The organism is Paranoxybacillus vitaminiphilus (assembly GCF_003259935.1).
GTDB classification, from domain to species: domain Bacteria; phylum Bacillota; class Bacilli; order Bacillales; family Anoxybacillaceae; genus Paranoxybacillus; species Paranoxybacillus vitaminiphilus.
Window position 1 is genome coordinate 1 of record NZ_QLMH01000028.1, and the last position, 23,135, is coordinate 23,135.

Annotated in this window: 23 protein-coding genes; all 23 read right to left on the reverse strand. The window is 38.9% G+C overall.

Annotation, left to right across the window (positions count from 1 at the left end; all coding sequences use genetic code 11):
* Positions 1 to 59 precede the first annotated feature (59 nt).
* Entirely contained in the window at positions 60 to 425 is a 366-nt protein-coding gene (locus B0I26_RS17020) for a hypothetical protein (RefSeq protein WP_146612826.1), read from the reverse strand.
* A gap of 106 nt (positions 426 to 531) precedes the next feature.
* Positions 532 to 2,094 (reverse strand): IS66 family transposase, encoded by a 1,563-nt coding sequence (gene tnpC, locus B0I26_RS17025; RefSeq protein WP_111646589.1) that lies wholly within the window; start codon positions 2,092 to 2,094, stop codon positions 532 to 534.
* 62 nt (positions 2,095 to 2,156) lie between these two features.
* Positions 2,157 to 2,513, reverse strand: a complete 357-nt coding sequence (gene tnpB, locus B0I26_RS17030) for an IS66 family insertion sequence element accessory protein TnpB (RefSeq protein ID WP_111646569.1) — start codon at positions 2,511 to 2,513, stop codon at positions 2,157 to 2,159.
* Positions 2,510 to 2,827: an IS66 family insertion sequence element accessory protein TnpA gene (gene tnpA, locus B0I26_RS17035; RefSeq protein WP_111646570.1), complete on the reverse strand. Its 318-nt coding sequence runs from the start codon at positions 2,825 to 2,827 to the stop codon at positions 2,510 to 2,512. Before tnpA ends, tnpB begins: the two co-directional genes overlap by 4 nt.
* A gap of 342 nt (positions 2,828 to 3,169) precedes the next feature.
* Positions 3,170 to 4,174 carry a C-terminal binding protein gene (locus tag B0I26_RS17040; protein ID WP_111646571.1) on the reverse strand — a complete coding sequence of 335 codons (1,005 nt, stop codon included), beginning with the start codon at positions 4,172 to 4,174 and terminating at the stop codon, positions 3,170 to 3,172.
* A gap of 186 nt (positions 4,175 to 4,360) precedes the next feature.
* Positions 4,361 to 5,509: a galactonate dehydratase gene (gene dgoD / locus B0I26_RS17045; RefSeq protein WP_111646572.1), complete on the reverse strand. Its 1,149-nt coding sequence runs from the start codon at positions 5,507 to 5,509 to the stop codon at positions 4,361 to 4,363.
* Complete coding sequence (locus B0I26_RS17050) at positions 5,490 to 6,170, reverse strand: bifunctional 4-hydroxy-2-oxoglutarate aldolase/2-dehydro-3-deoxy-phosphogluconate aldolase (protein ID WP_111646573.1); 681 nt, start codon at positions 6,168 to 6,170, stop codon at positions 5,490 to 5,492. The genes dgoD and B0I26_RS17050 overlap by 20 nt, the downstream gene beginning before the upstream one ends.
* Before the next feature lie 13 nt (positions 6,171 to 6,183).
* Positions 6,184 to 7,143 (reverse strand): sugar kinase, encoded by a 960-nt coding sequence (locus B0I26_RS17055; RefSeq protein WP_111646574.1) that lies wholly within the window; start codon positions 7,141 to 7,143, stop codon positions 6,184 to 6,186.
* A gap of 285 nt (positions 7,144 to 7,428) precedes the next feature.
* Positions 7,429 to 8,595 carry a UxaA family hydrolase gene (locus B0I26_RS17060; RefSeq protein WP_111646575.1) on the reverse strand — a complete coding sequence of 389 codons (1,167 nt, stop codon included), beginning with the start codon at positions 8,593 to 8,595 and terminating at the stop codon, positions 7,429 to 7,431.
* Positions 8,567 to 8,890, reverse strand: a complete 324-nt coding sequence (locus B0I26_RS17065) for a UxaA family hydrolase (RefSeq protein WP_111646576.1) — start codon at positions 8,888 to 8,890, stop codon at positions 8,567 to 8,569. Before B0I26_RS17065 ends, B0I26_RS17060 begins: the two co-directional genes overlap by 29 nt.
* Before the next feature lie 18 nt (positions 8,891 to 8,908).
* Positions 8,909 to 9,862: a U32 family peptidase gene (locus B0I26_RS17070; RefSeq protein WP_181502979.1), complete on the reverse strand. Its 954-nt coding sequence runs from the start codon at positions 9,860 to 9,862 to the stop codon at positions 8,909 to 8,911.
* 107 nt (positions 9,863 to 9,969) lie between these two features.
* Positions 9,970 to 10,878, reverse strand: coding sequence for a dihydrodipicolinate synthase family protein (locus B0I26_RS17075; protein ID WP_111646578.1), 909 nt, complete (start codon positions 10,876 to 10,878; stop codon positions 9,970 to 9,972).
* A 24-nt stretch (positions 10,879 to 10,902) separates the two neighbouring features.
* Entirely contained in the window at positions 10,903 to 11,532 is a 630-nt protein-coding gene (locus tag B0I26_RS17080; RefSeq protein ID WP_111646579.1) for an urease accessory protein, read from the reverse strand.
* Complete coding sequence (gene larC, locus B0I26_RS17085) at positions 11,532 to 12,806, reverse strand: nickel pincer cofactor biosynthesis protein LarC (protein ID WP_111646580.1); 1,275 nt, start codon at positions 12,804 to 12,806, stop codon at positions 11,532 to 11,534. Before larC ends, B0I26_RS17080 begins: the two co-directional genes overlap by 1 nt.
* On the reverse strand, positions 12,787 to 13,611 hold the full coding sequence (larB, locus tag B0I26_RS17090; RefSeq protein ID WP_111646581.1) for a nickel pincer cofactor biosynthesis protein LarB: 825 nt from the start codon (positions 13,609 to 13,611) through the stop codon (positions 12,787 to 12,789). Before larB ends, larC begins: the two co-directional genes overlap by 20 nt.
* Complete coding sequence (gene larE, locus B0I26_RS17095; protein WP_409991443.1) at positions 13,608 to 14,426, reverse strand: ATP-dependent sacrificial sulfur transferase LarE; 819 nt, start codon at positions 14,424 to 14,426, stop codon at positions 13,608 to 13,610. Before larE ends, larB begins: the two co-directional genes overlap by 4 nt.
* 201 nt (positions 14,427 to 14,627) lie before the next feature.
* Positions 14,628 to 16,094, reverse strand: coding sequence for an alpha-ketoglutaric semialdehyde dehydrogenase GucD (gucD, locus tag B0I26_RS17100; protein ID WP_111646583.1), 1,467 nt, complete (start codon positions 16,092 to 16,094; stop codon positions 14,628 to 14,630).
* A gap of 84 nt (positions 16,095 to 16,178) precedes the next feature.
* The gene (locus B0I26_RS17105) at positions 16,179 to 17,078 is read right to left on the reverse strand and encodes a fumarylacetoacetate hydrolase family protein (RefSeq protein ID WP_111646584.1); all 900 of its coding nucleotides are present in this window, start codon (positions 17,076 to 17,078) and stop codon (positions 16,179 to 16,181) included.
* Between the two features lie 81 nt (positions 17,079 to 17,159).
* Complete coding sequence (locus B0I26_RS17110; protein ID WP_111646585.1) at positions 17,160 to 17,918, reverse strand: IclR family transcriptional regulator; 759 nt, start codon at positions 17,916 to 17,918, stop codon at positions 17,160 to 17,162.
* Between the two features lie 138 nt (positions 17,919 to 18,056).
* Positions 18,057 to 20,258: a dihydroxy-acid dehydratase domain-containing protein gene (locus B0I26_RS17115; protein WP_111646586.1), complete on the reverse strand. Its 2,202-nt coding sequence runs from the start codon at positions 20,256 to 20,258 to the stop codon at positions 18,057 to 18,059.
* Positions 20,259 to 20,292: 34 nt separating this feature from the next.
* Positions 20,293 to 21,549, reverse strand: coding sequence for a nickel pincer cofactor-dependent isomerase, group 22 (locus B0I26_RS17120; RefSeq protein WP_111646587.1), 1,257 nt, complete (start codon positions 21,547 to 21,549; stop codon positions 20,293 to 20,295).
* A 184-nt stretch (positions 21,550 to 21,733) separates the two neighbouring features.
* Complete coding sequence (locus tag B0I26_RS17125) at positions 21,734 to 22,783, reverse strand: TRAP transporter substrate-binding protein (protein ID WP_111646588.1); 1,050 nt, start codon at positions 22,781 to 22,783, stop codon at positions 21,734 to 21,736.
* Between the two features lie 182 nt (positions 22,784 to 22,965).
* A partial coding sequence (locus B0I26_RS17130) for a TRAP transporter large permease subunit (protein WP_146612827.1) occupies positions 22,966 to 23,135 on the reverse strand: 170 nt, incomplete at its 5' end.

Genomic DNA, 23,135 nt, shown 5'->3' on the forward strand with positions numbered 1-23,135 from the left:
AAAGAGATTATCCAAAAATATATTCAAGAACAAGGTCGTTAGGGCTTACATCCCCTAGCCTAAAGGCGTAGGGGTTTTTCGCCCATCCTTATAAATGTTAAAGGCTTATTCGCTCCAAACACTTCCGCCTCAATGACATAAACAACGGATGGACCGAAAATAGGCTTTTCAAAATCAATATTTTTCGTAGCATCTTTATACTTATATATACATGGAAAACTTGTGCAAGAAGGAACAAGTTTACGATCATCTATCATTGCTTTTGAAATAATACGGATAGGTTTCCTAATCAACATGGTGTTTTTGGGTGCTAAATTTTCATTCAAGGATAAATTAATTCTCAAACTCTCTCGAACGGCTTCATCCACTTTATCATCGTCAAAATAAATGAAACCATCTGCGAAGCGGGACTTATTAATCATCATAGCGCCGTCATGAACAGCATTTTTTAATGCATAATTGATACGTGAAATGGGTAAGCGTCAAATAATCCCCACCTTTTGAAAAGATGGGGATGCTGATAAAATACACTTACTTTGTTTGAACCCGGCAATGATCGGGGAGAGAAGGTGACCAAGGAAGCACCGTTTGGATGACTTCGTCATCAGTTAAATCCATCGTAGGAAGTTTCTGAAATAGATAGTGAAGATATTCATACGGATTGAGTCCGTTTGCCTTCGCTGTCTCTACAATACTATACACGATCGCACTGCCTTTTGCGCCTCTTGGTGTATTCGAGAATAGCCAATTTTTCCGGCCAATCACAAATGGTTTGATGGCTCGTTCACTTCGGTTGTTGTCGATCTCTAAGCGTCCATCCAGTAAGAAATTCTTTAAGAATTCCCACTGATTGAGGCAATAGGCGATAGCTTCCCCTAATTTGGATTTTGGTGCTACGTGTGTTTTTTTCGTTTGAAGCCATGCCAAAAAGAGGTCCAATATCGGCTTACTTTTTTCAAGCCGGATTTTGTACCTTTCTTCTGGTGATGCCTCTTTGATAGTTCGCTCGATGGCATAGAGTTGATTACAAAACTGTAATCCTTCAGCTGAAACGGTTCGTTTGCCTTTAGCCGAAGGCGGTGCTGCCTTGAGAGCCTCGTCGAATTTCCGACGTGCATGAGCCCAACAGCCAACCAGCGTGACATTCGGGACTTTATGGTAACCCGAGTAGCCATCCACTTGAAGGTAACCAGTGAACGTGTCTAAAAATGTTTTAGCGTGTTCACCTTTACGGGTTGGTTGATAGTCATACAAGACGATCGGTGGGCCAACATTTCCCGTTCGGTATAACCACATGTAGGATTTGGACGTCGCATCGCGACCTGACTCGCGCAAAACCTGGAGTGTGGTTTCATCTGCATGCAAAATCGGCTGTTTCAACAGCGTTTGATGCATGTGATGATACAGCACAGAAAGCCACTTTTCCGCACTATACAGGACCCAGTTCGCTATCGTTTGGCGTGACAAGGTAATTCCCAATCGTTCAAAGTATTTTTCTTGGCGATATAAAGGCAGCCCTTCTACATATTTTTGAGTGATGATATGCGCCATGATTGAAGGAGACGCCAAACTTTTTGGGAAGACCGAAGGTGGCATCGGTGCAGTGACAATAGGCGTTTCAACACCATGTTGTTCACAATGACGACATGCGTATACAAAGCGCTTGTGCTCGACAACTTTGACTTTTGCCGGTATAATAGCGAGTTCCTTACGAATCTCCACGCTCATTTCATGTAAAGTGTGACCGCAACACGAACAAGCCTGTTCCGTATCGGACAATCGGTACTCGATAGTTTCCGTCGGCAGGCTGTTTAGAAACGCTTCGCGCTGACCACGTTTCTTCTTCCGGCGATACGTGATCGTTTCGTGCGTCGGTTCCGGTACAGTTGGATCGGTTAATTGTTCTGCTTCGTTAAATAACGGAAGCACCATTTGATCGTCATTCGTTTTCTCGCTAGAAGAGCCGAATCGTTTTTGTTGGCTAAGGCGGAATTGTTCTTCGTACCATTTGATTTTAGCCTTCAACTCTTCGATCTGAGCTTGAAGCGATTCAATGGTTGGTTCAGTGGGTGAAGTTTGTGCGTTTGTTTTCATCATAATCAATAAGATTCGACATCCACGCACAAACTCCTTTTTTTTCTGTCTTTATTTTTTGATCACACCATGATTTTGGCCTGAACAGCAGGGTGAGCTTGTTTTTGAGAAAGTGACAAGCCATCCAGCAGCCAGCGCAATTGTTTTCGGGTAACGGTCATGGGGACACTGGTGTCCCCAGAGGGCCATTGAAAGGTTCCTTTTTCAAGCCGTCGATAATGAAGCCAGAAACCGTTGTGATCCCATTGCAAGATCTTCAATTTATCTCGTGAGCGATTGCAGAAAACAAAGAGACAAGAACTAAACGGATTCAGTTCAAACGTTTCCTGTACAATGGCAGCTAATCCATCAATCGATTTTCGTAAATCCGTCGCACCTTGTGCTAAGTACACCTTCTCAATCACTAACTCGTCGATCATTCGTTGGTCAACACCTTGACCACTTGACGTAACAACCTCTCGTTAAATCCTTCGACGACTTCAATTGTCACGTTACCAACTTGAAGACGTAGTGGTGTTTGTGAGGATTCGATTTCTTTAGACGATGAGACGTCTACGGTCATCCACTGAACAGTGGACGTGGTCAGCGACGAAGCAGATTGAAGTTTTTGCATCCAATAATAAAACTGATGATAAGGGATGTCGTGTTTTCGACAAAAAGCCGTTTTGGTTAATCCACTAGAAGCATATGCTTCCAGACGATCTTTCCACTGTTGTTCGAGTGATGTACTCATAAAAAAAACTCCTTCAAGTAAAATCAACTTGAGGAGATTATCTCATGTACGTCAGTTGAGTAGTAGGTGGGCACAGTTTGACGCTTACATTAATAGATAATAGAGTAAGATCAGAAAGGGATTTCAAATAATCGAAGTAACTCTCTTCTAAATATTTACTTAACCGTCCAATTCATAATCGTTCGAAAGGCTGCGGAAGAACATCTTTCCAAAGGATGGGAGGTTCCTAACAAAAACAACTTCTCGTTTTTTAAAAAAGAGTCGTTTGTCACAGATGAAAATATACGTCAAGAAACAAGAACGTGTGTTGATGCTTGGGTATTCGCATACTATGAGTTTTATTTATACGTACAGTTCCTTTTCTTTCAATTGTACTTTCTCTTTCACGCTAGGGTTCACTAAATATTTAGGATAATATCCCGATAACACATCTGCAACATTTTGGGCAGTTTTTCGTTTTAATTCAATTTCAGATTGTTCAGAGTACCAAGCAACATGTGGCGTTATAATAACATTCTCCATTTTAAGAAGTGGATTATCCGGTTGAATCGGCTCATATTCTGTAACATCTAGACCTGCACCAGCAATCTTGCCAGCCTGCAAAGCACGGATTAAAGCAGACTCATCAATAACTGGACCGCGAGCTGTATTTATAATAAAAAGATCTTTTTTCGCCAAATTAAATTGTTCATCGCTTATCAGACCTCTAGTATCTTTGGTCAGTGGCGCATGAACAGAAATGTAGTCAGATTCTTTAAATAAATCGTTTAGTTCTACTAATTTAATATTTAATTGATTCGCTACTTCCTGCGGAATATATGGATCATAAGCAATGATGCTTAAACCAAAAGATTGTGCTTTTTTAGCTAATGCCTGTGGAATTCTTCCTAGCCCTACCAGTCCTAGTATTCTGCCACGTAATCTAAAAATCGGCTTTCCGAGATTAAAATTCCAAACTCCATTTTTTACTTCACTATTTAACTTCACCACCTTCCGTGCTAATGCAAGCAATAATGCAAAAGCATGGTCAGATACTTCATCGACTGAATAATCTGTTACGTTTCCGACAACAATACCTTTTTGAGTAGCCGCATCAACATCGATGGTATTAACTCCTACCCCATATCGTGAGATAACCTTGCAATTTTCTAAGCTTTCAATTACTTTTGTTGAGATAGGAGCGTATTGATTAATAATTGCATCGGCATCTTTGCACACAGCAATTACCTCTTCCTCCGTATGACACTGTGCAGCTACGAACTCTACATCTAATAAAGAAAGTACTTCTTTTTCAGGAGCTAGCGTTTGAAATTCATAATCAGTAACTACCACTTTAAATTTTTTCATTTTTTCTCCTCCTAAATCTATGTATTTTTCAATCATTTTGCTTATTTATTACACCAAATAAATCAGACAAGTAATATATACTATTTCATATTCAGATTTAAGCATAATCAATGCATAATAAGTCGAAATTTTACAATATTTCCTTCTTTTAAAATACTCCTCTACCTAAAAGGCTAAAATTTATATTTACCATTCAGCAACGGAACCATCTCTATGGCGCCAAACAGGATTTTTCCAATCGTGTCCTATTTCTGACATTTTTCCTACATACTCTTCGTTAATTTCTATACCTAGCCCCGGTCCCTGTGGAATTTTGACATATCCATTTTTGTATTCAAACACAGAAGAATCGACTAAATAATCTAAGAGATCATTTCCTTGATTATAATGAATGCCAAGGCTTTGTTCTTGAATAAAAGCATTATAGGATACTGCATCGACTTGCAAAGAAGCGGCCAAGGATATCGGACCTAACGGACAATGAGGAGCTAGTGCAACATCATAGGCTTCAGCCATCACAGCTATTTTTCGCACTTCAGTAATTCCACCTGCATGAGAAAGATCAGGCTGAATAATATCTACATATCCCTCAGATAAAATCGTTTTAAAGTTCCAGCGGGAAAACATTCTTTCCCCTGTTGCAATAGGAATGTTAGAATGCATAGCAACTTCACGTAATGCTTCATTATTCTCAGGTAATACAGGTTCCTCGATAAACATAGGGTGGTATGGTTCCAGTTCTTTGGCTAAAATCTTTGCCATTGGTTTATGGACACGCCCATGGAAATCAATACCTATATCGAAATCATCACCAACAACTTGTCTGATGGTTGCAACCCTTTCAATCGTTTCATCAATCTTTTTATGAGAATCAATAAACTGAAGCTCTTCGGTAGCATTCATTTTTACAGCTGTAAAACCTGCATTTTTCGCATTTTTTGCTGCTTCAGCAACATCGCTAGGACGGTCTCCCCCAATCCAACGGTAGACACGAATCGAATTACGAACCGGGCCACCTAGCAATTGATGAACGGGGGCATTAAAATATTTTCCTTTTATATCCCAAAGCGCTTGATCAATTCCCGATATAGCACTCATTAAAATCGGACCTCCGCGATAAAATCCACCTCGATAAAGAACGGTCCAGTGATCTTCAATCTTCAAAGGATCTTTTCCTATCAAATATTCGCTTAATTCTTCTACCGCTGTTTTTACCGTATTTGCCTTTCCCTCTATAATCGGCTCACCCCAACCGACAATTCCTTCATCAGTACTAATTTTCAGGAATAACCATCTAGGTGGAACGATAAAAGTTTCAAATTTTGTAATCTTCATTTTGCACTTTTTCCTCCAAAACAACAGCTTTTCGAATTTCCTCGATAAACTTTTGTGCCGTTTCTTTCAAAAGATCAAAGCGTCCCTCCTCAATTGCTTGTTTATTAAGCAATGTACTTCCTACTCCTACCGCTACGGCACCATTTCGTATAAACTCTGCCACATTGCCTAAAGATACTCCACCAGTCGGCATCATAGGAATATGTCCTAAAGGCCCTCTTAGTTCCTTAAAGTATTTCGGTCCCAAAATACTAGCTGGAAATACCTTTAAAAGATCGGCACCAGCTTGATATGCTCTTACAATTTCTGTTGGTGTCATGACACCAGGAATGGAAATTTTACCATATCGATTAGCTAAACAAATCGCTTCCTCATTAAATATAGGTGAAAAGATAAAATCTGAACCTGCCTCAATCGCCCTTTTAGCCGTTTCTGCATCAAGTACTGTTCCAGCACCAACTATTGCTCGTGTTCCAAACTTTTCTTTAAGGCAAGCGATTATTTCAAAACTGCCGGGAGTATCTACTGTAATTTCTAGCGCCTCTACCCCTCCTGCTATCAATGCTTCTGCAATATGGAAAATTTGTTCTTGCTTTGGTTTTCTAATGACTGCCACCAACTTAGATTTCTTTAAGCGATTTAAATTTGTAATCTTTTCCACAACATCCTCCCCCTTATCGTTTTACATCTTGTAAGCTAATAACACCTTTTATAAATTCTTCCAATTCCTCGCTTCTAGGCAGTCCTTCAACATCTCCACTCATCCCAACAGCCATAGCCCCGACTGCATTTCCACGTTTCACCGCCGAATAAATAGATTCATTCCTTAAAATTCCACTTATTACCCCCGCTGCAAATCCATCACCAGCTCCAACCGGATCTACTATTTGAGAGACAGGGAATCCTTCCACATAACCACTTTCATTTTTCGATTGATAATATGCACCCTTTTCACCTATTTTGATGATGACAGTTTTTTCTTTTCCAAAAAAATCCGCAATTTCCTCAGGTATTTTTCGCCCCGATAACATCTCCCCTTCATCCAATCCTGGTAAAATAATATCGGCTTCTTTTGCAATTTCTAATAAAACCGATTTCGCTTTTTCCTTATCCCAAAGCTTTAATCGGATATTCGGGTCAAAAACAATTTTTACTTCATTCTTCTTAGCAATTTCGATAGCTTTAAAAACTGTCTCCCTGCAAGTTGGACTAAGTGCAGGGGTAATTCCCGTTAGATGAAGGATCTTTGCGCTAGCAATATAATCTTCATCAAGGTCATCAGGAGATAATAAACTAGCAGCAGAGTTCTTGCGATAATAATATACTTTTAAATTTGTAGCCGAGTATTTTTCCTTAAAAAAAATACCTGTAGGAGCCTCATCAGTATAAATACATCTAGAAGTGTCTACCCCTTCACCTCTAATAAATTTATGAATATATCTTCCAAAAGGATCATTACCTAATTTGCTAAACCAGCCGACCGAGTGTCCTAGTCTTCGCAATCCAATAGCTACATTAGATTCTGCCCCTCCTATTTGTTTATAAAATCGATCATTATACTCAAGCGGGAGCATAAGTTCAGAGGTAAATAAGACCATTGTTTCCCCGAATGTTACAACATCAAGTTCTTTCACGTTAAGCCTCCCCTTATTACATCTTATTTACTGTTAATTCAAAAAGTTTTACTAAATAATTTCTGAAATACATAGAAGCAAAGGTAGTGTAATTTGATGTTCCGAGGTATGAATGTTTGGCTCTTTTGACTTTCAAAAACAACTCAAAATCTTGCTTTAACAGCCGAAAAATAAAAACAGCAGTTCGAACCATTCCAAGAAAAACTTAATGAATGAAAGGTCTTTAATAAATTTAAGTTAATTTTAAATAGTATTACTATTAATAATATTCGTATAATTTTGTTGCTAAAATGTTGGACCAATTCTCCAAATACCGAAATCATACTGTTTTAAAATTTCTGCTTTCGTAAGCTTTCCGGAAGCTGTTAATAAAAGTTCATGGAAAACCCTTTCGCCTACCGATTCGAGAGACTCTGTTCCTTCAATAATTGTTCCTGCATTGATGTCCATGTTTTCCCTCATTTTTTCAAACATCGGAGTATTGGTAGCAATTTTAATGACTGGTGCGATTGGAGAGCCTGTCGGTGTTCCACGGCCACTTGTAAATAAGACGACCTGTGCCCCACCGGCAACCATTCCTGTCAGTTGTTCAATATCATGCCCAGGAGTATCCATCCATACTAACCCTTTTTTAGTTGGCTGTTGGGCATAATCGATTAACTCTTGCAAAGGTCTAGTGCCAGCCTTGGCAGCTGCTCCGAGTGATTTTTCTTCTAGTGTAGTGAGTCCTCCCTTTCGATTCCCTGGACTTGGATTCCCTGTACGGATATCCACTCCCATCATAATGGCCCGTTTCTCCATCGCCTCGATGACTTGATACACTTTTTTAGCTACTCGGTCATCAACAGCACGATTCGCTAAAAGATGTTCGGCACCAATTAGTTCAGTTGTTTCTGCTAAAATAACCGTACCTCCTTTGTCAACAATCATATCGCTTACATAACCAACTGCCGGGTTTGCAGAAAGACCGGAACAGGCATCTGAGCCTCCACATTCTGTTCCTACAATCAATTCACTAATATCAAACGGCTCCCGAACCAAAGCAGAAGCATCTTGTACCATTTTCGTTGCTATTCTCGCCGCCTCTGCAATTGCTCCAATCGTTCCCCCATGATCTTGAATAGATACAAGTTCAACCGGCTTGCCGCTTTTGGCAATTTCCTGTGCAATACTTCTTCCTTGGTGTGTTTCACAACCAAGCCCCATCACAATTACTCCGTATACATTAGGATTTGTCCCCATTCCAACATATGTTCGGAATGTTTGCTCATAATCAACACCTACTTGAGCGCAACCATGCTGATGAATAAAAGATACCGTACCATGAACAAGTTCTGTCACCTGCTTTGCTGCCTGTGTAGCACAAACAATTGTAGGCAATATAAGCACATGATTGCGAACTCCCACTCGGCCGTCAGAACGTCTATAACCCCATAGCTGTTCTGTTTTCATTTATCTTATCTCCCCTTCCCCTCTTCCCTTCTACATTATGGATATGAACATGCTCGCCTATAGCAATATCCTTAGAGGCAACTCCAATAACTTCGCCATATTTGGAGATATCTTCACCTTTTTTAATCGGAATAACAGCAAATTTATGCCCGAATTCAATGATTTCTTTAATTTCAATCTCATACTCTTTGCCTTGACATGTTACTGTTACTACACTCCCAGCAGGGATATTGTCTAAAGCAGTCGCGACGTTATCTTTGGAGTTCATCATAATAGTACGGTAGAAAGATGCCATATAATCTTTCTCCTTTCTTTAAACTGAAGTTTTTTTCAACGAACCGATTACCGGAACACCTAATCCTTCTGCTCCTAGCTCAGACATGATTGCTTCCGGATAGTATTGTTCAATAATACGCATTCCTAATGCTGCCCGTCGCACTCTTTCCCGACATAAATCAATATTAACTGATTCTAGATGTTTCCCTGATGGATATACATCAGGATGATTGCGTAATCCAAATTTAATATAAACAGGGGACAGAATACGAATAATTTCTGGAATTTCGTAATGTCTAATAAAGCCGCCAAAGCCGTCCGGCACCTCCACATATATGTCAATAGGAATATCGATTACTTGACGAATAGCTGCCAGTTTAGGCAAAGTTAAAGCGGTAGGAACGTTATACGTATCTGCGCCTAATTCCGCCATTAGCTTAATAGACACCGGATTGGATGCCATCATTTGCACGGATACTTTAATTACAAAATCTTCTGGTAGTATTCCTTGTTTTTTCATTTCCTTCGTTAAAAGCAATAGACCTTCATCAGCAACTAAGGCACCGCGTAATCCCAAGCTTGCTCCTCTTTTTAAATCCTCAATCGCATAAACGAGCTGATCAACTCCTTCGTGTCTAAGCCCAACAACTTTCCCTGCACTTGTAAATGGTTGAGCACTAATATCCCATGTACCTCTAGGACCGACAAAAAGGCTTAATTCCATTCCTCGAGCCGCACAAATCTGGCACATTTCCCTAATCTCATCATCCGTTAACAACATAATGCCACTTCCTTGCGATACACGGTGAATAGTTACTCCCAACCGCTCTGCTTCCTCAATTACCGTTTGTAAAGCACGCGGACCTTCTACACTTGGAATCTCAATCCTGTATTGCGCTCCATCAGGGAACCGCTTGGTAGACGTAGGCAGATTATAGAGATCATTGCTTGGGTAACCTAATGATTTAAGAAATTCTCTCGTTTCCTCCATAAATACATGCATCCTTTCTATTATTTACTTTAAAATTGATGGAGTGTGGTGATAGAATTGATAATGTTTTTCGTGAATAATCCAATTTATGATACTATGTTGAATGTTTATTTGCTGTAGGAAAATAAATGATTTTGTTTTAGAAATAAATGAACATCCTTTTTTAAAGAATCACATTCTGTAATAGGTAACTGATGACTCGTTTGATAGCCTAAAATCAGTTGATGCACTGCCTCCTTAACTGCAATAAATAACGGCTGTGAAAGCTCATAAATGGACATAAGCTTGAGAATGAATTCATTTAGAGCTAGTGCTTCTTGGTATTGGCCGGCTTTAAAATTCTCAAATAATCGGACAGATAGTTCTGGAAAGAATGTAGCAGTACCATTAATTGCGCCAGCTGCCCCCATTTGCAGTGCAGGAAGAAGGAGATCGTCAAAAGCGGCAAAAACAGCGAAATCGCTTCTTTGGTATGTAATACTAATTAATTGTCGAATATGACCTAATCTTTCTGTCGTATCTTTAATCCCAACTATATTCTCATGGTCCATGGCTAGCCTTAATATAAGGTCAGGTGATAAATCTTGACCGGTGAGTGAAGGAATATTGTATATCACCAAAGGAATTTTGAGACTTTTAGCTACGTTCATATAATAGTCATATAATTGCTGTTCCGTAAATTTCCAATAAAATGGATTTACTATTAGTACACCGTCAGCTCCAATACTTTCAGCGTGTTGTGATAAATAAATGGTATCCTTTAATGAGGTAGTTCCTGTACCAATTAAAACTGGAACACGTCCATCTACATATCGAACCATTTTCTCTACAAAAAGTTTTCTTTCTTGAAGAGGCAAAGATGAGAACTCTCCCATACTCCCCATATACAGCAATCCATGAACTCCTTTTTTAATTAAATGATCCGCGAGTATATAATTCGCTTCCCAATCAAATTCCCCATCCTTATTGAACAACGTAACGACAGGTGGAATGATTCCTTTAAATTTAAAATCCATGGCTTTCATCCTTCCGAAATATATTTAAAATATTGTCGCGATATGGTATAAATAGTACATTCCAAAACATACACTCACTATCGCTGCTGTAAATTCTAAAGTCCTTTTTGCATTAAATCGTTTCACACTTAACACAAGGGAAATAGTTAAAGCAGCAGTAAAACAGAACATACCAATAATCGTCCCAGCCCCAAAAAACAAAATATATAATGTTGCATCCAACAAACTGTTTACAGTTGATAAGACTAAAACAGTTAAGGCCGCACTCCCTGCCAAACCATGTATACTTCCAATAGCAAAAGATTTCATATAAATAGCACTCGCATCATTTAAATCTCCTTTATCGCCATTTCTCTTTGTATTCCCTAAAATTGACGTAATTCCTAAATAAACAAGCATAATTCCTACAATGATTTCAAAATATGCTTCTACTTTTGGCGGCACTTGGAGCTTGAGTACAATAATCAATAATCCTACTATAAATAAAACAGCACTATGTCCAATCCCCCAAAATACACCTGCTAGCAGAGATCGAAACCAATTCTTACTTTTACTCGCAATCGTTGATACAGCTATTACATGATCAGGCTCTAAAGAGTGTTTAATTCCTAAAAAAAGTCCGACTATTAAAGCTGAAAGTAGACCGAATTCCATTATGATTCTTCTCCCTTTGACCTTTCCCTAGCAATTTCCATCGCTGCCACATATGCCTCTAAAAATGGAACTTTATAATCAGTAGCAGCTTTTTTTACATCCTCGTATTCTGGCACTTGTCTTATTATTTTTCCATTCTGTATAGCTTGTTTTAGACGAATATTTCCATACGGTGTAGAAACACTGACACTCTTTCTTCCTAAAATACTTCTTGTGCATACATTTTTTCTGACACCAAGTGTTGTTGTTTCCATAAGAATAAATTGTTCACACTCTTCTACACTATTCGCCGAAGCCAAAACAGTAAGAAGAACCCCAGGGCGGTTTTTCTTCATAAAGATTGGTGTATAAAACACATCAACTGCCCCCATTTGAAAAAGCCCCTCCATTACATATCCCAGTACTTCACCCGACATGTCATCGACATGACACTCTAAAATGTAAATGACTTCTTGTTGTTGCAAAGGTAATAGAGGCTCACATTCTAATAAATGATTAACCATTTCACCTACTACAACACGTAAAACATTCGGCTGATTGGGTAAATCGCGTGTACCCGCACCATACCCAACTGACGATATTGTCATTGCTGGAATAGGTCCAAATGAAGCCACTTGGCTTTTCACTATCCCAGCTCCAGTTGGGGTTGTTAACTCAAACGGCAAATTGCTGGTCTTTATTGGCACATTTCGAAGTATCTCCAACGTTGCAGGAGATGGAACAGGATAAGTACCATGTGCACAATGGATATATCCGCTCCCCACTGGTACAGGAGAAGAAATGATTCGATCAATTTTAAGTTCTTCTAACGCAACAGCCGTGGCGACAATATCAACAATGGAGTCAATGGCGCCAACCTCGTGAAAATGAACCTTCTCCACAGGAATATGATGGATTTTTGACTCTGCCGCAGCAATTGAATGAAAAATTTGTTGACTACGTTTCTTTACTTCCGGATGCAATTCGGACTGATTGATCATCTCAACTATGTGAGCATAATGCCTATGTGAATGTGTGGTTGAACTATTTAGCGAATCGTGATGATGGGAATGAACTTCATGTTCGTGTTCGAAGTTGTCATCTAGGATGACATCCATCTTCGTCGCATAAATCCCCTTTTTTACGACCTTGCTCCATTGTAATTTATACCCTGAAAATGGAAGTTTTTTTAATTCTGTTTCAATTCGTTCCATCGATACTCCTGCGTCTACTAAAGCACCTACCATCATATCGCCACTAATTCCGGAAAAACAATCAAGATAGAGAACTTTCATTCCTTCCCTCCTCACGTTTCATCGCCTTTTCAATAGACTGTTCAATGACAGATAAGATAGTAGCAGCATAATATCCCGCACCAAAACCATTATCAATATTGACAACAGAGACCCCGCTGGCACATGAATTTAACATCGTAAGCAACGCGGATAAACCTTGGAAATTTGCCCCGTATCCCACACTTGTAGGTACGGCAATAACTGGTTTTGATACTAGCCCGCTTACCACACTCGCAAGTGCTCCTTCCATACCTGCAACTACTACTGCAACATGTGCCTGTTCAATAACAGATATTTTATCTAATAAACGGTGAATACCAGCTACCCCCACATCATATATTCGTTTGACCTCACAACCTAAAAACTCAGCTGTCACAGCAGCTTCTTCAGCAACAGCAAAATCCGATGTTCCCGCACTGACAACGGCTATATATCCTTGTTTTTTTATTTCCACATACTCTTTAGCAATCCAATAAAACGTCCTTGCATTGTTATGATAATGAAAATATTCTAAAGGATACCGATTTTGTAAATTCCTCATCAGGTAATCTGCTTTTTCCTTATTGATGCGTGTGGCGAGTACTTTTTTATGGAATTTCATTAATCTTTCGAAAATACCAAGTATATGTTCTTTAGTTTTTCCTTCACCAAAAATGATTTCGGGAAAGCCCTTCCTTTTTTCACGATGAATGTCCAATGTCGCATACCCAATACAATCATATGTGCGCAATGTTTCATATGCTTCTTCTACAGAAATATTTCCGTTTTTTAACTGCTCAAGGATTTGTTTCAGTGAATCATTCATTTTACCATTCCTTTTTTCAGAACTTCATTCATACTTCCTGATCTATACCCTCCTAAATCAAGCGTCACATATAAAAAACCTAGTTCTTTTAGTCTACGATGGATTTCCCGATGGTATTCAATGATACGCGGCATTTCTTCCGGCAAAACCTCGATTCTAGCTATTTCTCCATGATGCCGAACACGAACTTGGTAAAAACCAAGCTCCAAGAGAAATTCTTCGGATTTATCAAGTTGGTCAATTTTCTCTTTCGTTATTTTCGTGCCGTAAGGAATTCGCGATGATAAGCATGCAAAGGAAGGTTTATTCCATGTTTCTAGTCCCATTTCCTTTGATAATATTCTGATTTCGTCTTTATAAAATCCCACTTCTTGAAGAGGACTCCGCACACCAAGTTGTCTTGCTGCTTTTAATCCGGGACGATATTCTCCTAAATCATCCACATTAGAACCGTCAACAACCGTGTACAAATCTCCATGTTTCTTAACTAACTCTTGTAATTGTGTATACAAATTATTTTTACAATGAAAACAGCGGCTAAAGTCATTTTGGACAAAATCAGCATTTTCTAGCTCATTAATTTGAATTTTCAAATGTTTAACACCTATTTGTTTGGCAAGCTTGGATGTCAACTGTACTTCCCGAGTAGGAAAGGTTTCAGAAACAGCTGTAACCGCCAGCACCTGCTCTCCAACAGCTTCCTTTGCAACCGCCAGCAAAAATGTACTATCCACTCCACCTGAAAAAGCAACTAACACATTCCCCATATCCTTTAATAGATTAATAAGGCGTTCTTTTTTTTTCTCTAGCAGCATTTCTCCCACTTTCTATTCCTCCTAACATGGCATGGCGGAGTAATTTCCTTCATTTAAACCGATTTGTATAATCGAGGCTGTCTCATAAGGATCTGACCTCACGTTCGTTTCACCATCTATCATTCATTGAGCCAATGTCCCTTATAATTATTGTGTGGCGCCGGTCTGACCCTTTGGCATTTAAGACAGCCTCTGTATTATTTATGCTTTAATGGATACTGTTTTTATAGATGTAAAAAACTCTATTGCTGCTTGCCCTTGTTCTCTAGAATGAGAACTTGATTGTTTCATTCCGCCAAAAGGCGCTTGAAGCTCTACTCCAGCTGTTTCAGCATTAACTTTTACTAGCCCAGCTTCGATCTCATTAATAAACGAGAGAATATTGCTAATGTCTTTAGTATAAATGGATGCGCTTAATCCATACTCCGTATCATTAGCAAGCTCTAATGCTTCCTGAATGCTATGAACTTTAATTAAAGCGAGCACAGGTCCAAATATTTCCTCACGTGCAATGGTCATATTGATGTCTACATTTTCAAAGACAGTTGGTTCTACATAAAAGCCGTTAGCTAATTCACCTTCTACACATCTTTTTCCGCCGTAAATTAAATCAGCTCCTTCTGCTTTTCCTTTCTCAACATAGGAAAGAACTGTGTTTAATTGTGACTCACTCACACATGGACCCATCCATGTTTCACTTTCCATCCCGTTTCCTACTTTTATTTGTTTTACCTTAGCAAGCAATTTTTCTTTAAATATTTCATATACTTCGCTTTCTACAAAGACGCGACTTGTGGCAGTACATTTTTGACCTGTTGAACGTAATCCTCCGCTTATCGTTCCTTCAACCGCAAGATCGATATCCGCATCTTTAGCAACAATGACAGGGTTTTTTCCTCCCATTTCAAGCTGATATTTCGCCCCTCGTTCATAAGCTGCCCTTCCTACCTGTTTACCCACATTATTGGAACCTGTAAATGTAACACCATTAATATCCGGATGCTCCGCAATTCCTTGACCAATTACAGAACCCGGACCGCATACCATATTTACAACTCCCTTTGGAAAACCGGCTTCATGGAAGCACTCAATCACTTTGGCAGCCGTAACAGCAGCTTCGCTGGCAGGCTTCAAAATAACGGTATTTCCATAAATCAGTGCAGGTGCCATCTTCCAGATAGGAATAGCTACAGGGAAATTCCATGGCGAAATGACACCGACTACCCCAAGGGGAACACGAGTCGTGAACATTAGAGTCCCATTATCACTTGACGGAATAACATCGCCAATTTTTCTAGCACCTTCACCAGCATAATACCGTAATATATTAACTCCCCTGAGCGTTTCTGCTTTTGCCTCGACAAACGTTTTTCCCATTTCCTTCGTCATGGTTTCAGCAATTTCTTCCATACGTTTTTCAAGAATATCCGCTGCCTTGTATAAATATTCCCCCCTCGTTAGACCCGAGAGTTTTCTCCATGATTTTTGTGCTCGTTTTGCGGCGGCAACTGCTTTATTTAAATCTTCGATGGATGAACGTTGAATATACCCAACAATTTCATTTTTATTAGCCGGATTTATGCTCGCCTCCACCTCATTCGTTTCCGAGCTTACCCATTCTCCATCAATATAGTTGAAGTATGTTTTGACTTCCGTTTGTAAAGACATAAAAATCTCACTCCTATTCCTTCTATGAATATAGAATTCTCACTAACTTTGTGATCTTTAACTATCAAAGAAAGATGTTTAAATTTAATTTACGACTGTTTTTTGTACTAATGACTTCACAGGATTAGATAGTACACCTATCTCCGGAATTTCAATTTCAATACGATCTTCATCTTGAAGAGTGAAATTGTTTGGTGGAACAATCGATGTTCCCGTTAACAATACCGTTCCATCAAATACTTTGTTATCACGAATTAAGAAAGAAACTAATTCATCATATTTTCTTTTTAGTTGTCTTGTATTGGCGCTCTCTTCTACTACAAGTTGATCATTTCGATATATTCTGCACGTTATCTGGAAGTTGTAAGGATTTGCTACAGTTTCAGAAAGTCGAATTGCAGGGCCAATAGAACACGAATTTTTCCATATTTTTGCTTGCGGTAAATAAAGTGGATTTTCTCCTTCAATATCTCTGCAGCTCATATCGTTGCCAATCGTGTATCCAACAATTTGTCCTTCTTTTGTGATCACTAACCCTAATTCAGGTTCGGGAATTTGCCAGTTCGAATCACTACGTAAATAAACCGGCTCGTTAGGTCCTACCGTACGAGTAGAAGTAGATTTTAAAAATATCTCTGGCCTTTCTGCGTTATATACCTTGTCGTAACATGTTTCACCATCGTTTTTTTTATCTGTAGTCTCGTAATTTCTTGCTTCACGGCTTTTTTCATACGTCACACCGGATGCCCAAACTTCAGGTGCAACAATCGGCACAAGCAAGTTTAATTCTGACAAATCTTTTTGCAAACTCTCTTTTCCAGTAATTAATTCGTTAATGTAATTTACAGGGGTCAATCCTGCATGTTTCGCTTCGTAAATAATATCCATAAAATCGTTCATTGGAAGCGGATATATTTTGTTATCATCTGTAACAGCAGCTACCACAGGATTCGAATAATCGTTTAAATATCGAATGATTCTCATAATTGCGTCTCCTTCTTGTTTTATATTAATAAACTCTGTTTTGTTATTTAGACAAAACTTTATTTATGAACGGAAACTTCCTTATTTCACATAACCCATTTCTTTAGAAATGAGATCGGCAGCATTTTTTAATATCTGTACTTCATCTTTCAGTACCGAATCGTTAACTTTTGCAGTCGGTTGCGATATACTAATGGCTGCTATGACATTTCCAGAATGATCCCAAATAGGAACAGCCACACATGTAATGCCTGGTTCATTTTCTTCATTATCTAACGCGTATCCGTTTATTCTAACTTTTTCTAGTTCCGCAAGAAATTGTTCTTCACTAGTAATAGTATTGGCAGTATGACGCTTATAAACATATCCTTTTAAAAATTCTTTAAGCCCTTTATCGTCTTTGAAAGCAATCAATGCTTTTCCTACCGCACTGCTATGAACAGGGACTCTTCGCCCAATCCTCGAATATAAGACGGTTCCCGAAGTTCCTTCTACTTTGTCAATATAAATTCCTTCCTTGCCGTCAAGTATCACAAGATGAACTGTGTTACCCGTTTTTATCGATATATCAATTAAATACTTCTTAGAAATGGCCCGAATATCAAGATGACGAATGACTAAGTTTCCTCTCTCAAACAATTTCATACCAAGTCTGTATTTGCCGTTTTCCGGATTCTGTTCTATATAATGATGATGCTGAAGTGTTTTCAATAGTGAATGCACGGTGCTTTTATGAAGTTGCATTTTTTCACTAATATCTGTAATTTTTAATTCGGTTTCATACTCATCAAATAAATCTAATATTCGTAGAGCGCGGTCAACTGATTGAATCAACGGCATATTCTTCACCCTCTTTAACAGTTTATATTTGCAACTATACTCTTTATTCTTAATTTTATAATTAAATTATAATATAGAGAGAGTGAAGCGTAAGACCCAAAAATATTTAATTTATCGTATTCCCTACCATTTTATTAGTTATAACTCGCCATAAACTGGGAAGATCGCATCTTTTTTATAATCGTATACTGCTTCTTCTGCAACATAGGTAGGGACCACACCAGTTGCAGCATCTGTATGTCCTATTAAACGATTGCTCGCTGCAATACGTCGTTGACGTTCGCGCATATTTTTTAGTCTACTTTTTGCCATTTCTTTTCTTTGCTGTTTTATCAATTCAAATTCAAATACAAGTTGATTGTTTTGAAAAGCACTTTCATTCAAAAGCTGAATTTTTCGTTCCCGGAGACCAATATAGAGGAGATCCCCTGTTTGCAAATAGAGTATACCTCCACCATTGATTGCTTCCGGAGTCATATGACCTATAGCCGCACCATATGTTACACCTGAATAACGGCCGTCACTGATAAGAGTAGCAATGCGTTTTAAACGTCGATTCGCATTAATGTGTTGCATCGGTGTAAACATTTCTGGCATACCAAATGCTTCTGGTCCTTGACCAGATATGACAACAGCTATCTTTAGAACTCCCTCTTTCACCATTGTATCGAATAATTCATCATATTCCTTATCCTTTAATAAATCATATAAATGTGAAGAGTTATGTTTTAATGCAGCAACTAAACTTTTGTGACTAAAACTGCGATTTATTTTAAGTTTTTCTAACAGATTAACATCTAAAAGCCCTTCATTCGCAGCATCCTCATTCTCATAATATAGGACAAACGCGACTTTCTGATCGAACTCATCGATTTGCGCTGTTGCCATCCCACTAATTTTTACTACTGCACTTTCAAAGAAATTACCTGATAAAACATCTACACCACTAAATGGACGTCTTGGTTTAGAAAGGATTATGGGGTTATCTTTCATATTTTCTGCTGGTAATCGATCTTTCTTTATTGAAAACCTTTCGCGCCAAGTAGTTCCCGTAACAGTTGGTGCATCAATATCCATCGGAACCCCGTTATTCATTAATTCATAAAATACGGTTTCCATTCCTCTTATTTGTCCACTGCAACACTGAATAGCTAATGCGTAGATATCTCTTCCTTGTGTCAGACTATAATCAAACAAATCAGGAACGGGATGCTCATGATGAATTTTATCGTACTCCCATAAATTAAACTTATACCCTCCATAAATCATTGCAGCGACAATATGCATCATTATATTTGTCGATCCGCCAGTAGAACTGTGAATTCTAATAGCATTTTTAATATTCGTAGCCATGATATTAGTAACTCCGTATATCGGGTTGTTCATCAAAAATACTAAGCTATCGAGTGCTGCATTTATTTGCTCCTGTGTAGGCGGAGCAGTTAAGAGCTCTAGTGCAGGATGAATCAGTCCTAAGCCCGCGATGACATGCCTTGAACTATTACCAGTCCCATTGAATGCGCACACTCCACCTTGACTGTCGCATGTGGCTACCGCTAAACGTTTTTCATAATCCTCATGTTGTTCTTTTGTAATAATTCCTTTTTCCCTGGCTCTTTCGAGTACGCCTTGGAAGGCAGTGTTGGATGAACATTGCAAAATATATGAGAGAGCATCACGCAAGTCGTATGCAATATCTTCTTCTCCTATTGATTCAGCATGCCGTGCAATTTCTTCTAATTCGGCATATAACTTTGTAGGAATCGTTCCCCCTTTTAAAACATGTGCAGGAGCAAAAGTAGCAAAGAAGGGCGCTTCTCCTCTTCTCTGACGCAAACGGTCAAGATGGGCTAAAGCACTAACCACTCCAAGAGGTTGTTTATCACATCCTTGAATAACAAAAGCTCCATGATAGCTATGTGCTTCCAGCTGATTCACAATCATTTGCGCAACAGCATTTCGACTTTGCAAGGAATAGCTCATCCCTTGATTGCTTTGTGCAGTCCCATCGCACATTACCGGCGTCGAAAATTGAAACGGAACTCCTCCATTTTGCCAAATGCGAATGGCAACTCGAGCAATTGTTTGAAAATCCATAATATGAGCAGGATGATCAGCAGAGCCTCCTATAATCGCAATTCTAGGAGCGTTGTTATGCAATCTATCGTAAATTTCTTCCAACGTCCAGTCTGGCTGCATTCCTTTGAATTCGGAACCAAGGATTTGTTTTGAACGATCGAGAAGACCCGCGACACAAATAGGTTCATTTGCTTTTCCTTGCACATTATCACGATATGGATTGACTTTGCTTTCAATATATGGATACGTCACCGCTGACATACAATTCCCCCTTTCCCAATAACATATTTTTTGTTTATGGCAATGAAAAATCCATTTCAAAAGGTTCCGATAAAATCTCTATCTCTTTCATTTGTCTCGCTTCATGTAGAAGACTCTCCGAAATCCAGATATCCCTAAGCGCTAATGTATTTTTTATTCTGACTACTCTAACCCTGTTAATGTCAAAGACGTTGCATGTTTTAATCGCTGCTTTTACGGCTAATTCCTCTGTTTCTAAAAACATTGGCAGCTTTACTACAGAAACGACCGTACTTGTTAAAGCGTTCGCATATCCTTTTTCCCACACGATTTGTTCCTTCACCTTATTTGTTGTAATATCAGCATGACCGATACCATTGGCATTGCCCTTTGTCTTTTCAGATAAGCTTAAAACGACTATACGTGTCACTTCTGGACCTCCACTTGCATATGGAGTAGCGTACCTGCCTGTAATATTCGGATCCATTCCATCTCCTGAAATATCTTTTCCAATTTCGTCTATTACAAGCACATCAATTGGGTTGAACATAATTTTGGGCATCAATGCTTTTGCCTCTATTAATAGTTCAGGTTCCACTGTTTCAAAATGCTCGGTTGGAACTGTAACAATTTTCGCAGGACGATCATATGCGTTTTCTAAAACGGCCACGCCAAAAATAATTGGTGCCTTATTAATAACGATTTTTGCCATTTCGATAACATGTTGAGCCATATACTTAAAACTGTATTTATGAGCAGCATCTGCGCCTTTTTGCTTACCGAGACCAATCGTTATCATTTTCATCAATCCACTTTCTACCGGACCTCGGAACGCTGTATGTGGTTTAACCCTATTTATAACGATGATTTTATCTGCCTCATATGCAAGCTTATCTATATAAACTGGAAGACCATTATCTAACCTTCCGACTTCGACTACCTCCATACTAGAACAAATAGGTGCACCGACAAACTCTTCTGTAACTCCCAAATGGATAAGTACATCTTTCTGACCCACCGCAGTTGCTCCTCCATGGCTGCCCATTGCTGGCACGATGAAAGGAATCCCACCTGCCTGTTTGACAGCATTCACAACTTCGCGAGTAATAATCGGTATATCTGCCACACCACGACTTCCAACAGCAATTGCCACTCGATCACCAGGGAAGATTCTATGGAGAACGTTGGCCTGTTCAATGCTCTCATGAACTGCTTTAGGAACATCTGTAATTTCAGGGGCGTGAAAATTTTGTCTAACTCTTACCATTTTGGGAATTGGCACGTCTTTGAGTAAATCATTAATTATCCCCATTTTTCCTCCCTCGATTCCCTTATTTCTCTAAACAAAAACATGAAATCATTACATCTTATCAGGGGAAATAGGGAAGATACATAAACATTACATTCTGTCATTTCCGCAGAGGTCTTCTCTTCCCTGCCTACCTTTTCCCCTTTACCCTTTCTCATATCTGGGGGGACACTATATTTTCATATTTTTATTGACGGATTTTCTCCAATTGACTATACATTTCGTTTACAAGTTCCTCGCCAAACTCTTTAGCATACTGATCAATAACAGGTTTAATCGCTTCTGCCATCTTTTGACGTTCTTCATCGCTCACTTCATTAATTTTGATTTTAGTCTCTAACTCTTCCAATGATTTTTTATCTTCTTCACGGCTAAGCTCCCGTTGATACTTGCCAGCTTCCACAGCTGCGTCCTTTAAAATCTGCTGCTCTTCCGGTGATAAATTATCCCAGAATTTTTTGCTGACTAAGAAAACAAATGGGGTGTAAACATGTTTAGTAAGACTCAAATAATCTTGTACCTCATAATATTTATTGGATTTAATTGTTGCTAATGGGTTTTCTTGACCATCAACCGTTTTGCTTTCGAGGGCTGTGAAAACTTCCGAAAAAGCCATTGGTATTGGATTGGCACCAAGTTGTTTAAACGCATCGATATGCACTTTATTTTGCATAGTCCGCAATTTTAAGCCTTTAAAATCTTCTGCCGTATTGATTGGATGTTTGCTGTTTGTTACATGACGAAATCCGTTCTCCCAATAAGCAAGACCAATTAACCCATGTTCAGGAAGATTTTTCAATAATTTGTTTCCTACGGAGCCGTCTAAAATAGCGTCTGCTTCTTCCGCAGTATTAAAAAGGAATGGAAAGTCGAATATACTAAATTCTTTAATCATCCCAGCTAATGGGGAAGTCGAGGGGATAGTAATTTCTTGTGTACCACCTTGAAGCGCCTCAGTCATTTTTAAATCATCGCCTAAAGAAGCGCTAAAATACGTTTGTACTTTCAATTTTCCTCCACTTTTTTCCTCTACTATTTCCTTGAATTTGAGAAGTCCTTGTCCTTGCGGATGATCTTCATTTAACCCAATTCCCGCTTTAATAACCTTTGTCTGATTTCCTTGGTTATTAGACTTTGTCCCTCCTTGAGTAGCATTAGAACCACAAGCACTTAGAAAAAGTAATCCCATTAATAGAAAACCAATGGTAACCTTCCTAACCGCAGCTATTTTTTTCATAACTTTATCCTCCTAGCTTTTTGTTCATTTCTTCTTTTCTTTTGTATAATTAATTAGATGCCCCTTTTCTGGATAGCTGATCACTTCTACAATGCGAAAATGCCGCTTTTAAAACAAACGTCCTTTTTCGATCAATGAGTACAGGAGAGAAACGATGCATCCGCTTTATACATAAAGTTAAGTTACATGCCCGTAAACCATTGAAGCGGAACAGTAACAATGGATGGGAATAAAATAAGCAATATAAGAACAAGGATTTCTGCCAGTAAGAAAGGCCATATCCCTTTCATGATGTCCTCCATTCCTATTTTCCCTACCCCACAGGCTACATTTAATACAGTACCAACCGGAG

Excerpts from the sequence above, each read along its gene's own strand:
- B0I26_RS17020 (WP_146612826.1), bottom strand. The coding sequence starts at position 425 with ATGATGATTAATAAGTCCCGCTTCGCAGATGGTTTCATTTATTTTGAC.
- tnpC (WP_111646589.1), bottom strand. The coding sequence starts at position 2,094 with ATGAAAACAAACGCACAAACTTCACCCACTGAACCAACCATTGAATCG.
- tnpB (WP_111646569.1), bottom strand. The coding sequence starts at position 2,513 with ATGATCGACGAGTTAGTGATTGAGAAGGTGTACTTAGCACAAGGTGCG.
- tnpA (WP_111646570.1), bottom strand. The coding sequence starts at position 2,827 with ATGAGTACATCACTCGAACAACAGTGGAAAGATCGTCTGGAAGCATAT.
- B0I26_RS17040 (WP_111646571.1), bottom strand. The coding sequence starts at position 4,174 with ATGAAAAAATTTAAAGTGGTAGTTACTGATTATGAATTTCAAACGCTA.
- dgoD (WP_111646572.1), bottom strand. The coding sequence starts at position 5,509 with ATGAAGATTACAAAATTTGAAACTTTTATCGTTCCACCTAGATGGTTA.
- B0I26_RS17060 (WP_111646575.1), bottom strand. The coding sequence starts at position 8,595 with ATGAAAACAGAACAGCTATGGGGTTATAGACGTTCTGACGGCCGAGTG.
- B0I26_RS17065 (WP_111646576.1), bottom strand. The coding sequence starts at position 8,890 with ATGGCATCTTTCTACCGTACTATTATGATGAACTCCAAAGATAACGTC.
- B0I26_RS17070 (WP_181502979.1), bottom strand. The coding sequence starts at position 9,862 with ATGGAGGAAACGAGAGAATTTCTTAAATCATTAGGTTACCCAAGCAAT.
- B0I26_RS17075 (WP_111646578.1), bottom strand. The coding sequence starts at position 10,878 with ATGGATTTTAAATTTAAAGGAATCATTCCACCTGTCGTTACGTTGTTC.
- B0I26_RS17080 (WP_111646579.1), bottom strand. The coding sequence starts at position 11,532 with ATGGAATTCGGTCTACTTTCAGCTTTAATAGTCGGACTTTTTTTAGGA.
- larC (WP_111646580.1), bottom strand. The coding sequence starts at position 12,806 with ATGAAAGTTCTCTATCTTGATTGTTTTTCCGGAATTAGTGGCGATATG.
- larB (WP_111646581.1), bottom strand. The coding sequence starts at position 13,611 with ATGAATGATTCACTGAAACAAATCCTTGAGCAGTTAAAAAACGGAAAT.
- larE (WP_409991443.1), bottom strand. The coding sequence starts at position 14,426 with ATGCTGCTAGAGAAAAAAAAAGAACGCCTTATTAATCTATTAAAGGAT.
- gucD (WP_111646583.1), bottom strand. The coding sequence starts at position 16,094 with ATGTCTTTACAAACGGAAGTCAAAACATACTTCAACTATATTGATGGA.
- B0I26_RS17105 (WP_111646584.1), bottom strand. The coding sequence starts at position 17,078 with ATGAGAATCATTCGATATTTAAACGATTATTCGAATCCTGTGGTAGCT.
- B0I26_RS17110 (WP_111646585.1), bottom strand. The coding sequence starts at position 17,918 with ATGCCGTTGATTCAATCAGTTGACCGCGCTCTACGAATATTAGATTTA.
- B0I26_RS17115 (WP_111646586.1), bottom strand. The coding sequence starts at position 20,258 with ATGTCAGCGGTGACGTATCCATATATTGAAAGCAAAGTCAATCCATAT.
- B0I26_RS17120 (WP_111646587.1), bottom strand. The coding sequence starts at position 21,549 with ATGGGGATAATTAATGATTTACTCAAAGACGTGCCAATTCCCAAAATG.
- B0I26_RS17125 (WP_111646588.1), bottom strand. The coding sequence starts at position 22,783 with ATGAAAAAAATAGCTGCGGTTAGGAAGGTTACCATTGGTTTTCTATTA.